This is a genomic window from Pararhodobacter zhoushanensis, assembly GCF_003990445.1.
Classification (GTDB): Bacteria; Pseudomonadota; Alphaproteobacteria; order Rhodobacterales; family Rhodobacteraceae; genus Pararhodobacter; species Pararhodobacter zhoushanensis.
Genome location: NZ_REEZ01000016.1, coordinates 36,117 through 50,118, shown reverse-complemented (window position 1 = coordinate 50,118; position 14,002 = coordinate 36,117). Strand labels below are relative to the sequence as shown.

The following is a 14,002-nucleotide window of genomic DNA, read 5'->3' as shown; positions in this document are numbered from 1 at the left end:
CATGGCGGGAAACATCCCGGGCACGATTTACGCAGGTGTGACTCTTTCGATCAGCATCACCCTGACCGCATACCGGGCACCAGAGTGGTCGCTCGCGCTCTACCTGCGCGGCCCGGCCCAGATCGATCTGACTTCGACTGCCAGCGGATCCTCACATCTGATTGCCGCTGATGCAGCGATGACGTCCAGCTGGGCACCCGGAGCCTACTGGTGGTCGCTGCGCGCGGTTCAGGGCGCCGAGGTCGCGCTTGTCGACGAGGGTCAGCTCACGCTCGAGGCTGACCTGTCTGTGATTGCATCCGGCCATGACGGTCGGTCGCATGCCGAACGCGTTCTCGTTGCCATTGAGGCTGTGATCGAGGGGCGCGCGACGAAAGACCAGCAGGCCTATCAGATCAACGGCCGGTCGATCACGAGGATGACCGTTGCCGACCTCTTGCTGCTCAGATCCCGCTATCGCGACGAGGTGCGCCGGCAGAAGGCGGCGCGGCACGGGCAATCGCTGCTCGGGCGGCAAATATTGGCGAGGTTCTGATGTTCGGATTTGGGAAAGGCGCGCCAGAGGCGGGTAATACCGGCGCTGCGCGCGCTGAGCCGATCATCACGGCTGCGCCGCAATCTGGCGGGATCGTGCGGCGAGCGCGTCAGCGGGCTGTGATGGCTTCCGCGAGAGCTGCGGCACGGAACCTCGATGCCGGTGCAACAGATCGGCTGTCGGCCAGCTGGACCGCAACGCCGGTAACAGCCGACACGGTGATCCGAAACAACCAGCGCGCCGTTGTGGCGCGGTCGCGTGACCAGGCACTGAACAACGATTATGGCCGTGGCTTCCTGCGGACCGTGACGCAGAACGTGGTGGGTCCTGTCGGTATCCGGCTGCAGGCACAGGCGCGCGACCAGGGCGGAACGCTCGACACCGAAGCGAACGATGCGATCGAGCAAGCTTGGCGCGACTGGTGCCGTCGCGAAAATGCTGACGTCACTGGCCGGCGCTCATTCGTCGCAATCCAGAAGTCTGCAGCCGCCACGGCGGCACGGGACGGCGAGTTCATGGTGCGCACGATCTTTGGCGCAGAGGCGGGTCCATGGGGTTTCGCGTTGCAGGTGCTGGATCCGCAGCGATGCCCGGTCGATTACGATGAAGAGCGCCGCCAAGATGGGACGTTCATCCGGCACGGCATCAGATTCAACCGCTATGGCCGCCCGATCGCCTACCTGTTCACGACCACGGATGAGCGCGATGCGGACTACGCGTTCGGCGGGCGATCCTTTGTAACGGTTCCCGCGTCTGAAATCCTTCATGGGTTTGTCGAGGACATGGTGGGTCAAAAGCGCGGCCTGCCCTGGATGGTCACCGCGCTATGGCGCATGCGCATGTTGGCCGGATACGAACAGGCGGCGCTGGTCAACGCCCGGGTGTCAGCAGCGAAGGGCGGATTCTTCAAATGGGCTGAGGGCTATGGCCCTGAAAGTGAAGAAGATGACGCCTCGATCGAGGTCGATGTTGAGGCGGGCGTGTGGCAGGAGCTTCCCGCGGGTGTCGAGCCTGTCCCGAACCACCCGACCTATCCTCTGGGCGAGCTCGCGCCGTTCAGAAAGGAAATGCTTCGCGGCATCTCGGTTGGCATGGGCGTGGCCTATAACAACCTCGCGAATGATCTCGAGGGGGTCAACTTCTCGTCGATCCGGCAAGGCGCGCTTGACGAGCGCGAGCACTGGAAGGGTCTTCAGGAATGGCTGATCGAAATGCTAGTCGAGCCGGTGTTCCTGGCCTGGTTGCCGCGGGCATTGCTGGCCGGACGGATCAAGACTGCAGCCGGCGGAACGCTGAAGCCCGAGCGCCTGGAGAAATACCGGTCAGTTTTGTGGCAGGCCCGGCGCTGGTCGTGGATCGACCCGCGGGCTGACGTCGACGCCGCAGTAACCGAGAAAGACAACTTGATGCGGTCCTTTGGGTCTTACATCCGGGACCAGGGGCGAGACCCTCAAACTGTCTGGCGCGAGATCGCGCAGGACGTCGAGCAGATGCGCGCGGCCGGGATCCCTGACCAGTTCATCGAGGCTGCTCTGACCCGGAAGGGCACCGCACCGCCCGCGCCTGCTGATCAAGCCGATGCGCCTGCGAACGACGGCGATACTGCCAGCGGACAGAAAAAAGGAGGCGCAAAGAATGCCGCGTAATACCAAGCTGAGCCTGCCCGAGGGTGAGTGGACCGAGCTGACATCGAGCGATGTCGCTTCGATTTCCTTCGAGGTTATCTCGGGGGCGCAGGTGATGATTGCCGCAACGACAGGCGGCACGGAGCCCACCGGGGACTTCGCCGAATGGTTCTATCCCTGCGGAACCGGTGCCCGGAATGAGGCGCTCTCTGACCTCTTCCCCGGGCTGCCGATGGCTAAACGCGTGTGGGCGAGATCAGCAACCGGGCTGGGGGCTATCTCGGTCAGCCATGCGTAACCGCGCATCGCCCTTCGATCCGCGATCGCCATTCGGGTCGCGCAGCCGCTGGACACCTGCCGCCATTTTCGGCCCGTCCGACACGGGCCTTTTGTTCGCCCACCGCGACCTGAGCACGCTTTTCCTGACAAGCGCGGGCATCACGAATGTTTCCGCGCCGGGAAATCCAGCCGGTCTGGTTCTGAGCAAGACACCGGGTCCGGAGCCTGGGCCGGAAAGGGTGATCAACGGCGACGGCGCGGCGGTCGACGGTTGGTTGGCGGCGCGGGGATCGGAGGTTATCACCTCGGCAGGCGGGCGCATCCGCGTTACCGCAGCGTCGACGGCGGCAATGGGGGTTTCTCAAGAGATCACCGGTCTTGTGGTCGGTAACTTCTATCGTGTGACCCAGACTGGCTTTGCGGGCACTGTCGGCGCCATCTCAAATCGCGTTGGTCACTTGGCGACTCTCCCGTCAGGGTCGTTGCTTTCTTCCTCGTTTGATTTTGATGAGGTGTTCGTCGCGACGGTGGAAACCATGTATGTCGGCTGCATCGCCGTGCCGTCCGAAGCCGGGCAGTACGTCGAGATCGGCAACATCTCGGTGCGTGAAATCCCCGGCTACCACGGCGTACAGCCCACAGCGGGTGCGCGCCCGACATACCAGAGCACAGGTCTGTCTTTCGACGGCAGCGATGACCGGCTGGAGACTACGTTCAAACCGGGCGTTGCCGGAACGCTGGCGGCGCGTTTCAAGGCCTCGCAAGGGGCGACGGGAACTCGAGGCATCATAGGCTCATCAGGTGCCAACAATCGCGCCTATCTCACCAGGCACGCGAATGGGCAAATATCTGGGGGTGTTGGCGAAAATTCACCGAGCATCATCTTTGGCGGGCCGGACCTTGGTAACGGCTGGCGCACCGGGGAGATCACGTGGGATGGGTCCACAGTGAACCTCTATGCTGACGGGGTGGAAGTTTACAGTGCCCCCCAGAGTGGCCCTACGTCCAATGGACTTGGGGTGACGCTGGGCGGACTGAACATCAATGGAACCCCGCTATTCCTCTTCTCTGGGCTTATCTCTGACGCTCTCGCGAGCGACCGCGTGCTCACCCCCACCGAAATCCTGAAACTTCACAACTATTGGAGCGCCTGACATGGCCAATGTACCGTGCATCATCATCGTGCCAGAGGCTCAGGCCGAGAAGCTGTCCATCGTCTTTGACGCAATGGGCAGAGGACCGAACAGCTTCACGCGGGGCCGGAAGGTCTGCGCGAAAGATCCTGGCGCAACGTTTGAGACCGCGCCGACGCATCGCCTGATGCAGGACATGAGCGCCACGGCGGAACTGGAAACCATGTGGCGGCTGATGGCGGCTGGCGATGCCATGCCGCAGGTCAACTGGGGTGATACGCCGGGCATCACCGAGGGCAGCGCGATCGCTGCCGCGCAGAGCATGAGCGTGTTCTCGGTCGCTGGGCCGATGCAGACCGCGTGGAATGCCGAGGCAATCCTTGCCGGGCAGAGCTTGCAGTTTGTGCCCGACCCGAAGATTTAAGCGAGACAGTTGCGCCGTTCGAGCACCGGGCAGCGGCGCCAGGCGACGGTGTTCGTTATGCTTGGCGCAAGCCATGTGAACATTCCAAGTATCGAAAAGCCCTAGCGGCGGCTGACGGCCCATAGCCGACCTCCACTGTGCGGTCTTGTTGCTGCGATGCGGCCCGTCGAACCCGCCGTTCGCTGCATTAGCAAAATCAAGGGGCAGTCGAACTCGCAGTCTCTACGTACAGGCGGCAGCGACTGGACCGTGGGCAGAGCTAGAGGGCTTGGGCGGTGACACGGCTCAGGTGTCAGGACATCTAAAACGCCGACGCAACCCAAATACAAGGAGCGACACACCCAAAGCCAGCCCGATCTCATCAGAACTCTGAAATCGCTTGGAATTCCCCCCTTGTAGGAATCCGCAAATTTCCATAGAAATCTCAAAATGGATGATTTTCGGAAAGTGCTTCGCATGGCAGCTGACATCATGACCATTGATGAAGTCGCCGACTATCTCAGGATCAACAAGAAAACCGCCTACCGCCTTGCGGCCGAAAGCAAGTTGCCCGGCTTCAAGGTTGGCGGCACTTGGCGGTTTCGGCGCGTGGATATTGAGGACTGGATCGAGCGTGAAGCCAGTCCGAAGAAGGACAAAGAGAGATGACCGGCCAGGAACAACGTGCGGCGCTACAACGGAAAATCTGGGACATTGCGAACGATGTGCGCGGCTCAGTCGATGGCTGGGACTTCAAACAATATGTCCTCGGCACGCTCTTTTACCGCTTTATCAGCGAGAATTTCGCTGCTTACATCGCGGCGGATGACGAGAGCATCAACTACGCTGGTCTTCCCGACAATGTCGTCACCGATGACATCAAGGACGACGCCATCAAGACCAAGGGCTATTTCATCTATCCCAGCCAGCTGTTCGCCAATGTCGCGAAGAACGCTAACACCAATGATAGCCTCAACACCGATCTCGCTCAGGTTTTTGCGGCGATCGAATCCTCCGCCAATGGCTACCCCTCTGAGCTGGACATCAAGGGCCTGTTCGCCGACTTTGACACGACCAGCACGCGCCTGGGCAACACAGTCACGGAAAAGAATAGCCGCTTGGCAAAAGTGTTGAAGCGCGTTGCGGAGCTGGATTTCGGAGACTTCCACAACAGTCAGATTGATCTGTTCGGCGATGCCTATGAATTCCTGATCTCGAACTACGCCGCCAATGCGGGCAAGTCCGGCGGGGAATTTTTTACCCCACAACATGTCTCGAAGCTCATTGCGCAGCTCGCCATGCATGGGCAGGAAAAAGTCAACAAGATTTACGACCCGGCCTGCGGCTCCGGTTCCCTGCTGCTGCAAGCCAAGAAGCACTTCGACGCACACATCATCGAAGAGGGCTTTTTCGGGCAGGAGATCAACCACACGACCTACAACCTTGCCCGCATGAACATGTTCCTGCACAACATCAATTACGACAAGTTCAATATCCAGCGCGGTGACACGCTCACCCAGCCCCACTTTCAGGACGACAAGCCCTTTGATGCCATCGTCTCCAATCCGCCATATTCGGTGAAATGGATCGGTTCGGATGACCCGACGCTGATCAATGATGACCGCTTCGCGCCCGCTGGCGTGCTGGCGCCCAAATCAAAGGCGGATTTTGCCTTTGTACTCCATGCCCTGAGTTACCTGTCAGCCAAGGGTCGCGCGGCGATTGTCTGCTTTCCGGGGATCTTCTATCGCGACGGCGCGGAGAAGAAGATCCGGCAGTATCTGGTCGACAACAACTATGTCGAGACGGTGATTGCGCTCGCCTCCAACCTTTTCTACGGAACGACCATCGCGGTGACGATCCTGGTCCTCGCGAAGAACAAGACCGACACGGCCATCCAATTCATCGACGCTACGGGAGAGGAGTTTTTCAAAAAGGCCACCAACACCAATCTGATGACGGACGAACACATCGGGCGGGTGATGGAGATTTTTGATAGCAAGCAAGACGTCGACCATGTCGCCGCCTCGGTCCCGTATGAGACCGTCGTGGAGCGGGGCTACAACCTCTCGGTCAGCTCCTATGTCGAGCCGCGTGATACGCGCGAGATCGTCAACATTGGTGAGCTGAATGAGGAGATCAAAGCCAAGGTTGAGAAGATCGATCAGCTACGCACTAATATCGACGCCATCATTGTGGAGATTGACGCCAACGAGGCTCAGTCCATGAGTGCGGCGGGTTTTCTGGATAAGCTGCTGAATGGGGCTGAGGTGGCGTGGGTGCCGCTCGGTGATGACAACTATTTCGAGCTTGCCAATACTGCCCGCAGGCCGGTCAAAGCATCATTGCGTGCAGCTGGAGATATCCCCTACTACGGCGCTAACAACATTCAGGATTACGTCGATGGCCACACCCACAACGGCGAATACGTCCTCATCGCTGAGGACGGTTCAGCAAGTCTCGAGAACTACTCAATCCAATATGTCTCCGGTAAATTCTGGGCCAACAACCATGTTCATGTTGTGCGAGGAACGGACGCGGTCGATACGCGGTTCCTTTTCCACTGTTTGACGACGACCAACTTCCTTCCCTTCTTGTCGAGCAAAGGGCGGGCAAAGCTGACGAAAGGGAATTTGGTTCAGATCACCGTCCCCATCCCATGCCCCAGTGATCCAGAGAAGTCGTTGGCGATACAGGGGGAGATTGTTCGGATACTCGACAGCTTCGCCGCGCTTGCCGCCGAGCTTAGTGCCGAGCTTAGTGCCCGCAAAAAACAGTACACCCACTACCGCGATCTGCTCCTAAGCTTCCCCAAACCTGATGACATGGCGACTTAAATGGGACACACGCTGACCGAGATCGCGCAGTTGCTGCGGGACGCCGATAAAAAGGTGCAGCTGATTTACGCGTTCAATGCGTCTGGAAAGACCCGTCTCTCCCGCGCATTCAGAGAGCTAATCGACCCGAAGACCGAAGAACGGGACGACGATTATCGCCCTAAGGTGCTCTACTACAACGCCTTCACCGAAGACCTCTTTTACTGGGACAATGATCTGACCGGCGATACCGAGCGGAAGCTTTGCATTCAGCCGAATGCGTTCACCAGGTCCGCCTTCGAAGATCTTGGGCTCGACCTCAATGTGATTACCGTGTTTCAGCGTTACACCCAGCAGAACCTTACGCCCCGCTTCAATGAGGAATACAAAACCAGGGACAAGGACAACAAAGAGATTGCCGTCCCGGCATTTTCCGAAGTGATCTTCACACTGGGGCAAGATCCGGCGACCAACCCAGAACGTCTCAAAATATCGAAGGGTGAAGAAAGCAACTTCATCTGGAGCATTTTTTATTGCCTGCTGGATCAGGTCATCAGCACCCGCAATGTCGCCGAAGTCGATGAGCGCGAGACGGATCAGTTCAACGATCTCGAATACATATTCATCGATGACCCGGTTAGCTCGCTCGACGAGAACCATCTCATTCAGCTTGCCGTCGATGTCGCCGACCTCATCAAGAGAAGTGAAAGCGTGAACGGCCTGAAGTTCATCATCACGACCCACAGCCCGCTGTTCTTTAACGTGCTGTTCAATGAGTTGGGGAAAAAAACCTGCTACATGCTGAAAAGGCTGGAGGATGGAACCTTTGAGCTAGACGCGAAGAATGGCGATTCCAACCAGAGCTTTTCGTATCACCTTTACCTCAAGCGGACGCTGGAGGAGGCAATCGCGGCGGACAAGATCGAGCGCTATCATTTCACACTGCTGCGCAATCTCTATGAAAAGACATCGAACTTTCTGGGCTATCCGCGATGGTCAGAGTTGCTGCCGGGCGACCAGCAACTTTACCTGAACCGCATCATTCAGTTTACGAGCCATAGTACGCTCTCTAGCGAGGCCATTGCCGAGCCGTCGCCGCAGGAAAAGCAGACGGTGAAGCTCCTGCTGGAGCATTTGCGCAACAATTACAGCTATTGGCAGGAGGAGGCCCCGAATGCCTGAGCAGACGACCCCGATCGCCGAGACCAATCGCTTTATCGTTCTGGACAAGTACGTGCGCGCCTGGGAGGCGGCTGACAGCTATCAGTCTGAGGGCGACCTGGAGCGCGAGCTTGTTCAGGACCTGCGCAATCAGGGCTATGAGCATCTGCCTGACCTGAAATCAACAGACGCCATGCTGGCCAATGTGCGCGTGCAGCTGCAGGCGCTCAATGATGTTCAGTTTACCGATAAGGAGTGGGCGCGCTTCGTCGAAACCTATTTGGACAAGCCCAGCGACAGCGTGACGGACAAAGCCCGCAAACTCCATGACGACTACATCTTCGATTTCGTCTTCGATGACGGCAGGATTCAGAACATCTATCTCGTCGATAAGCGTCAAGTCTGCCGCAACAAGATACAGGTCATCAAGCAGTTCGAGCAGGCAGGAACCCACGCGAACCGCTACGATGTGACCATCCTTGTGAACGGGCTGCCGCTGGTGCAGGTCGAGCTGAAAAAGCGCGGCGTCGCCATTCGGGAGGCGTTCAACCAGATCCACCGTTATAGCAAGGAGAGCTTCAACTCGGACAGTTCGCTCTTCAAGTACCTCCAGATCTTCGTGATCTCGAACGGCACGGATACGCGCTACTTCGCCAATACGACCAAGCGCGACAAGAACAGTTTCGACTTCACGATGAACTGGGCGCAGGCGGATAACAGCCTGATCCGGGACCTAAAGGATTTTACGGCGACCTTCTTCGAGAAGCGCACACTGTTGAAGGTGTTGCTCGATTATTCCGTCTTTGATGTCAGCGACACGCTGCTGGTGATGCGCCCCTATCAGATCGCGGCGACGGAACGAATCTTACGAAAGATCAGAAGCTCGTTCGAAGGCAAGACGCTTAGAAAGCCGGAAAGCGGCGGATATGTCTGGCACACTACGGGCTCAGGCAAGACGCTGACCAGCTTCAAGGCGGCCCGCCTCGCCACTGAACTCGATTTCATCGACAAGGTCTTTTTCGTGGTCGACCGCAAGGACCTCGATTTCCAAACGATGAAGGAGTATCAGCGCTTCTCGCCAGACAGCGTCAATGGATCGGACAGTACAGCCGGGTTGAAGCAGAACCTCTCCAAGGACGACAACAGGATCATCGTCACGACCATCCAGAAGCTCAACAATTTGATGAAGAGCGAGGGCGACCTGCCGGTCTACACCCAGCGCGTCGTCTTCATTTTCGACGAGTGCCATCGCAGCCAGTTTGGTGAGGCACAGAAGAACCTCAATCGGAAGTTCAAGCAGTTCTGCCAGTTCGGCTTCACCGGCACACCGATCTTTCCGGAAAATGCTTCGGGTGCGGAGACGACGGCCAGCGTATTCGGAAGCGAACTTCATTCTTATGTGATCACCGACGCGATCCGCGACGAGAAGGTGCTGAAGTTCAAGGTCGATTACAACGATGTGCGCCCGCAGTTCAAAGCGATCGAAACCGAACAGGACGAAAAGAAGCTGACCGCCGCCGAAAACCGGCAAGCTCTTCAGCACCCCGAACGGATCGCCGAGATTTCCCAGTACATTCTCGAAAACTTCCGCCGCAAGACGCATCGTCTCTATGGAGACAATAAGGGCTTCAACGCCATGTTCGCGGTGAGCAGCGTTGATGCAGCCAAGCTCTATTATGAAAAGCTGAATACGCTGCAGGACGGTAGCGACAAGCCCTTGAAGATCGCGACCATCTTTTCATTCGCGGCCAACGAAGAACAGGATGCGATTGGCGACATTCCTGACGAGAGTTTTGAGGTTTCGGCGCTGAACAGCAGCGCCAAGGAATTCCTGAACGTCGCCATCGCGGACTACAACGCCTATTTCCGAACGAATTTCAGCGTCGATAGCAAAGGCTTCCAGAATTATTACCGGGATCTGGCGAAACGGGTGAAGTCCAAGGAAGTCGACTTGCTCATTGTGGTTGGCATGTTCCTGACCGGCTTTGACGCGCCGACTCTGAACACGCTGTTCGTGGACAAGAACCTGCGTTTTCACGGCCTTATACAAGCCTACTCCCGCACCAACCGCATTTATGATGCGACCAAGTCTTTCGGCAACATCGTTACCTTCCGCGACCTGGAAGAGGCGACCGTCAAGGCGATCACACTCTTCGGCAACGCCAATACCAAGAACGTCGTTCTGGAGAAGAGTTACTCAGAATACATGGAAGGTTTTACGGACCAGACGACAGGCGAGGCGCGGCGAGGCTTTGTCGATGTCGTCCGTGAGCTGGAAGAGCGTTTCCCGAACCCCGCCGCCATCGAAAAGGAAGCGGACAAGAAGGCCTTTGCGAAGCTGTTCGGCGAGTATCTCCGCGTTGAGAATACCCTTCAGAATTATGATGAGTTCTCCAGCCTAAGAGAGCTTCAGGAGATTGACGAGAGTGACGCCGAAGCGGTGAGAGCGTTCAAGGAGCGGCATCATTTGAGTGATGATGACGTTGACGGGCTCAAGAGCATCGAGATGCCTGCTGACCGAAAGGTCCAGGACTACCGTTCGATCTACAATGACATCCGGGATTGGCTTCGCCGTGAAAAGACGAGCGCCGAGCAGGTTGAGTCAACGATCGACTGGGATGATGTCGTCTTTGAGGTCGACCTCTTGAAGTCCCAGGAAATCAATCTGGATTACATCCTTGAGCGAATCTTCGAGCACAACAAAAAAACGAAGAGCAAGTCAGAGCTCGTTGGCGAAGTTCGCCGTGTCATCCGCGCCAGTATTGGCAACCGCGCGAAAGAAAGCCTCATCGTCGATTTCATCAATCAGACAAACCTTGACGAACTGGGGGACAAGGCCGGGGTGATTGAGGCGTTTTTTGCCTTCGCACAAGCCGAACAACGCCGGGAAGCGGAAGAACTGATAACCGATGAAAAATTGAACGCGGATGCCGCCAAGCGCTACATCGCGACGTCGATCAAGCGCGAATATGCGAGCGAAAACGGCACGGAGTTGAACTCGATCCTTCCAAAAATGAGTCCGCTCAATCCACAATACCTGACCAAAAAAAGAGATGTGTTCCAACGCATCTCTGCGTTCGTTGAAAAGTTCAAGGGCGTTGGCGGAAAAATCTAGGGGTGTCGATGATCGGTGGTCACGAACCACTGTATACCAACTATGGTTATCTATGCAGGTGCGACTCGAACGTCCGGTTTCGGGTGAAGCCTTAGTCCGTTTGCGTCCGCAGCGAACTTCCGCTTCCCGTCCATTCCGACGATGCGATAAGGGAGCCACTTACTGCGGAACTGAGTAACTGGAAACTATCAGGTGGCTTCTGGCGGCTGGCGATGCCATGTCGCAGGTGAACTGGGGCGAGGCGCCGGGCAACACCGAGGGCTGCGCCATTGCTGCCGCGCAAAGTATGAGCGACTTTTCCGTCACCGTGCCGATGGAGACCGCTTGGAAAGCCGCGGCAATCCTTGACGGGCAGAGGCTGCAGCTCGTGCCAGACCCTGAGATCTAAGCGACACGCTTCATCGGCTCAATGAGTCTCGGCAATCGCAACAGCGGGCAAACCGCCAGAGGAACCAGCCGCTGCGCTGACTGAAAATGGTCCGGCGAAAGCGAGGGACCAGATGCGGAAAACCGAGATCATCGGCGCATACCTGACACGGGCGGTGACGCCCGAGCAGATCAACGCGAACGGCGGGCAGCCCCTGCGGCGCGCGGCGGTCGCGGTGCGCGAGATCGACATCGAGGCTCGAACCGTTGAGCTGGCGTTCTCAAGTGAGACGCCGGTTGAACGGTGGTTCGGTGAAGAGGTGCTCGTGCATGATAGCGAGGCGATACGCCTCGACCGGATGCAAAACGGCGCTGCGCTTCTGATGAATCACGACTGGCGCGACCAGATCGGGGTTGTCGAGAGCGTGCGCGTCGATGCTGACAAGATCGGCCGGGCGGTGGTTCGCTTCGGCCGATCCGTTCACGCTGACGAGGTTTTTCGCGACGTCCAGGACGGCATCCGCCGACACATCTCGATCGGCTACCTGGTGCACAAGATCGAGGTCGAAACGCGCAAGGGCGCGTCAGACCTCGTTCGGATCACCGACTGGGAACCCTACGAGATCAGCATCGTGTCTGTTCCGGCCGATCCGACGGTGGGCGTCGGTCGATCGCTGGACGGATCCCGTGCCGAGAGTGGCGCCGCCAATCAACAGAAATCGCAGGGAGACACCGCGATGAAATACCGTGAATACCGCGACGCCCAGGGCAACTTGTGCCGCGTCCAGGTCGGCGCTGACGGCAACGATGTCGCTGGCACCGTCGAGATCCTCGAGCGCGCCGCTGCGCCAGCGCCGGCTGCTCCGCAGGCACCGGCCCAACCCGACACCGGTGCCGAGACCCGTGGTGCCGAGCGCGAACGCGGCCGCGTGCGCCAGCTCAACGAGATCGGCACCCGCTTTGGTGCTGACGCCCCGTTCCTGCGCGAGCATGTCGAGCGCGGCTCCACTGTGGAGCAGTTCAACGCCGCACTGCTCGAGCGCATGAACCAGTCGCGTGGCGGGCAGATCACCGATGGCAACGCCGCTGAAATCGGCATGACGGAACGCGAGACCCGGAACTATTCGTTCCTCCGCCTGATCCGGGCACTGGCCAATCCGACGGACCAGTCGCTGCAACGTGCCGCGGCGTTTGAGTTTGAATGCGCCCGCGCCGCCGAACAGCACGCGCACCGTGCACCGAAAGGGACCCTCGTTCCGACTGACGTCCTGACGCGCGCGATCAGCACCTCGACCTCGGGCTCGGCCGCCGGGGACACCGGCGGCTATCTGATTTCCAATACCCTGATGTCGCAGTCTTTCGTCGAGATGCTGCGCAACCGCGCCGTGCTGATGCAGCTTGGGACGCCGATGGGTGGCCTGGTTGGCACCATGGATGTGCCGCGGCAGACCGGCGGTGCTACCGGTTACTGGCTCGGTGAAGATGATGAGGCCATTCTGTCCGCCATGGAATTCGGTCAGTTCTCGCTGGCACCGAAAACCGTTGCCGGCATGACCGAGTTGACTCGCCGGATGATGATGCAGTCGTCGCTCGACGTCGAAGCGCTGGCGCGTCGCGACCTGGCGACGGCGCTCGCCTTGGCGATCGATCACGCCGGCTTCTATGGCTCGGGCTCCGCTCATCAGCCGCTGGGGGTCACGAAGCTTTCCGGCATCAATGCGCAAGACTTCGCGACGGTAGCTCAGCCGACCTATGCTGAGGTTGTTGGCATGGAGACCAAGATTGCCGCCGACAACGCTGATGTCGATTCGATGGCCTATGTGTTCAGCGCAACCATGCGCGGCCACATGAAGACAACCCCGAAATTCGCGTCCGGCACCGACGCAGGTGTGATCTGGGAGCCCGGCGGCACGGTCAACGGCTATGGCGCCGAGGCGACCAACCAGGTCGACGGTGGCGACATCATGTTCGGCAACTGGGCGGACCTGCTGATTGGCATGTGGGGCGGTCTCGATATTACCGTCGACCCGTTCACCCACAGCGCCCGCGGTCGCGTTCGCATCGTGATGATGCAGGACGTGGATATGGCCTACCGCCGGGTCGAAAGCTTCTGTCTCGGTCGCAAGACCTCGTGACCTTTGCGGGGCCGCGTTCTGCGGCCCTGACGCTTCTCTCTTCATAAGGGCACCGCCATGACGAAAGTCGCTATCGCCTCCATTGCCGCTGTCGCTGCGCTCACGGCCACCGGCAACGGATCCGCCGTTGATGTGTCCGAGTTCATCGGGCGCGCAAAGCTGATCCTGTCGCACACCCAGCCCGGCGGCACGTCGCCCACCTGGGATTTTGAATTGCAGCACAGCGCCGACGGCTCGACCGGCTGGGAGGTGGCGCACGCCTTCGACCAGCTGACCGTCGAGGCCGCCGGCATCGTGACCGCCGAGATCGACGCCGATGGTCTGCGCCAGTTCGTCCGGCTTTCGCGCGCTGCCGGTGGCACCTCGCCAACGGTGTCGGCGAGCCTCGTGATGGTCGGCAAGACGCGCACCATGCCGTGACATCGGCCGGGCCG

General features: G+C 58.9%; 12 protein-coding genes. All 12 read left to right on the top strand.

Going from position 1 to position 14,002, the window contains the following annotated elements; genetic code table 11:
* The first annotated feature begins 1 nt into the window (after nucleotide 1).
* On the top strand, nucleotides 2-535 hold the full coding sequence (locus EAE28_RS22110) for a hypothetical protein (protein ID WP_127110394.1): 534 nt from the start codon (nucleotides 2-4) through the stop codon (nucleotides 533-535).
* On the top strand, nucleotides 535-2,181 hold the full coding sequence (locus EAE28_RS22105) for a phage portal protein (protein ID WP_127110392.1): 1,647 nt from the start codon (nucleotides 535-537) through the stop codon (nucleotides 2,179-2,181). The genes EAE28_RS22110 and EAE28_RS22105 overlap by 1 nt, the downstream gene beginning before the upstream one ends.
* The gene (locus tag EAE28_RS23910) at nucleotides 2,171-2,458 is read left to right on the top strand and encodes a hypothetical protein (RefSeq protein WP_164736745.1); all 288 of its coding nucleotides are present in this window, start codon (nucleotides 2,171-2,173) and stop codon (nucleotides 2,456-2,458) included. Before EAE28_RS22105 ends, EAE28_RS23910 begins: the two co-directional genes overlap by 11 nt.
* Nucleotides 2,451-3,593, top strand: a complete 1,143-nt coding sequence (locus EAE28_RS22100; protein ID WP_164736744.1) for a LamG domain-containing protein — start codon at nucleotides 2,451-2,453, stop codon at nucleotides 3,591-3,593. The genes EAE28_RS23910 and EAE28_RS22100 overlap by 8 nt, the downstream gene beginning before the upstream one ends.
* Before the next feature lies 1 nt (nucleotide 3,594).
* A complete protein-coding gene (locus EAE28_RS22095) occupies nucleotides 3,595-3,996 on the top strand; it encodes a hypothetical protein (protein WP_127110388.1) in 402 nt (133 codons plus the stop codon).
* A 456-nt stretch (nucleotides 3,997-4,452) separates the two neighbouring features.
* Entirely contained in the window at nucleotides 4,453-4,644 is a 192-nt protein-coding gene (locus EAE28_RS22090) for a helix-turn-helix domain-containing protein (RefSeq protein WP_127110386.1), read from the top strand.
* Nucleotides 4,641-6,812: a type I restriction-modification system subunit M gene (locus tag EAE28_RS22085; RefSeq protein WP_127110384.1), complete on the top strand. Its 2,172-nt coding sequence runs from the start codon at nucleotides 4,641-4,643 to the stop codon at nucleotides 6,810-6,812. The genes EAE28_RS22090 and EAE28_RS22085 overlap by 4 nt, the downstream gene beginning before the upstream one ends.
* Nucleotides 6,813-7,973 (top strand): ATP-binding protein, encoded by a 1,161-nt coding sequence (locus EAE28_RS22080; RefSeq protein WP_127110382.1) that lies wholly within the window; start codon nucleotides 6,813-6,815, stop codon nucleotides 7,971-7,973.
* Nucleotides 7,966-11,067 (top strand): type I restriction endonuclease subunit R, encoded by a 3,102-nt coding sequence (locus EAE28_RS22075; protein WP_127110380.1) that lies wholly within the window; start codon nucleotides 7,966-7,968, stop codon nucleotides 11,065-11,067. The genes EAE28_RS22080 and EAE28_RS22075 overlap by 8 nt, the downstream gene beginning before the upstream one ends.
* A 217-nt stretch (nucleotides 11,068-11,284) precedes the next feature.
* Nucleotides 11,285-11,455, top strand: coding sequence for a hypothetical protein (locus EAE28_RS23905; RefSeq protein WP_164736743.1), 171 nt, complete (start codon nucleotides 11,285-11,287; stop codon nucleotides 11,453-11,455).
* A 112-nt stretch (nucleotides 11,456-11,567) separates the two neighbouring features.
* The gene (locus EAE28_RS22070; protein WP_127110378.1) at nucleotides 11,568-13,568 is read left to right on the top strand and encodes a phage major capsid protein; all 2,001 of its coding nucleotides are present in this window, start codon (nucleotides 11,568-11,570) and stop codon (nucleotides 13,566-13,568) included.
* A 57-nt stretch (nucleotides 13,569-13,625) separates the two neighbouring features.
* The gene (locus tag EAE28_RS22065; RefSeq protein ID WP_127110376.1) at nucleotides 13,626-13,988 is read left to right on the top strand and encodes a hypothetical protein; all 363 of its coding nucleotides are present in this window, start codon (nucleotides 13,626-13,628) and stop codon (nucleotides 13,986-13,988) included.
* Nucleotides 13,989-14,002: the final 14 nt, after the last annotated feature.

What these genes read in the sequence shown, in the direction of transcription:
- EAE28_RS22090 (WP_127110386.1), top strand. Translation starts at nt 4,453, where the DNA reads ATGGCAGCTGACATCATGACCATTGATGAAGTCGCCGACTATCTCAGG.
- EAE28_RS22110 (WP_127110394.1), top strand. Translation starts at nt 2, where the DNA reads ATGGCGGGAAACATCCCGGGCACGATTTACGCAGGTGTGACTCTTTCG.
- EAE28_RS23910 (WP_164736745.1), top strand. Translation starts at nt 2,171, where the DNA reads ATGCCGCGTAATACCAAGCTGAGCCTGCCCGAGGGTGAGTGGACCGAG.
- EAE28_RS22105 (WP_127110392.1), top strand. Translation starts at nt 535, where the DNA reads ATGTTCGGATTTGGGAAAGGCGCGCCAGAGGCGGGTAATACCGGCGCT.
- EAE28_RS22080 (WP_127110382.1), top strand. Translation starts at nt 6,813, where the DNA reads ATGGGACACACGCTGACCGAGATCGCGCAGTTGCTGCGGGACGCCGAT.
- EAE28_RS23905 (WP_164736743.1), top strand. Translation starts at nt 11,285, where the DNA reads ATGTCGCAGGTGAACTGGGGCGAGGCGCCGGGCAACACCGAGGGCTGC.
- EAE28_RS22070 (WP_127110378.1), top strand. Translation starts at nt 11,568, where the DNA reads ATGCGGAAAACCGAGATCATCGGCGCATACCTGACACGGGCGGTGACG.
- EAE28_RS22065 (WP_127110376.1), top strand. Translation starts at nt 13,626, where the DNA reads ATGACGAAAGTCGCTATCGCCTCCATTGCCGCTGTCGCTGCGCTCACG.
- EAE28_RS22085 (WP_127110384.1), top strand. Translation starts at nt 4,641, where the DNA reads ATGACCGGCCAGGAACAACGTGCGGCGCTACAACGGAAAATCTGGGAC.
- EAE28_RS22075 (WP_127110380.1), top strand. Translation starts at nt 7,966, where the DNA reads ATGCCTGAGCAGACGACCCCGATCGCCGAGACCAATCGCTTTATCGTT.
- EAE28_RS22100 (WP_164736744.1), top strand. Translation starts at nt 2,451, where the DNA reads ATGCGTAACCGCGCATCGCCCTTCGATCCGCGATCGCCATTCGGGTCG.
- EAE28_RS22095 (WP_127110388.1), top strand. Translation starts at nt 3,595, where the DNA reads ATGGCCAATGTACCGTGCATCATCATCGTGCCAGAGGCTCAGGCCGAG.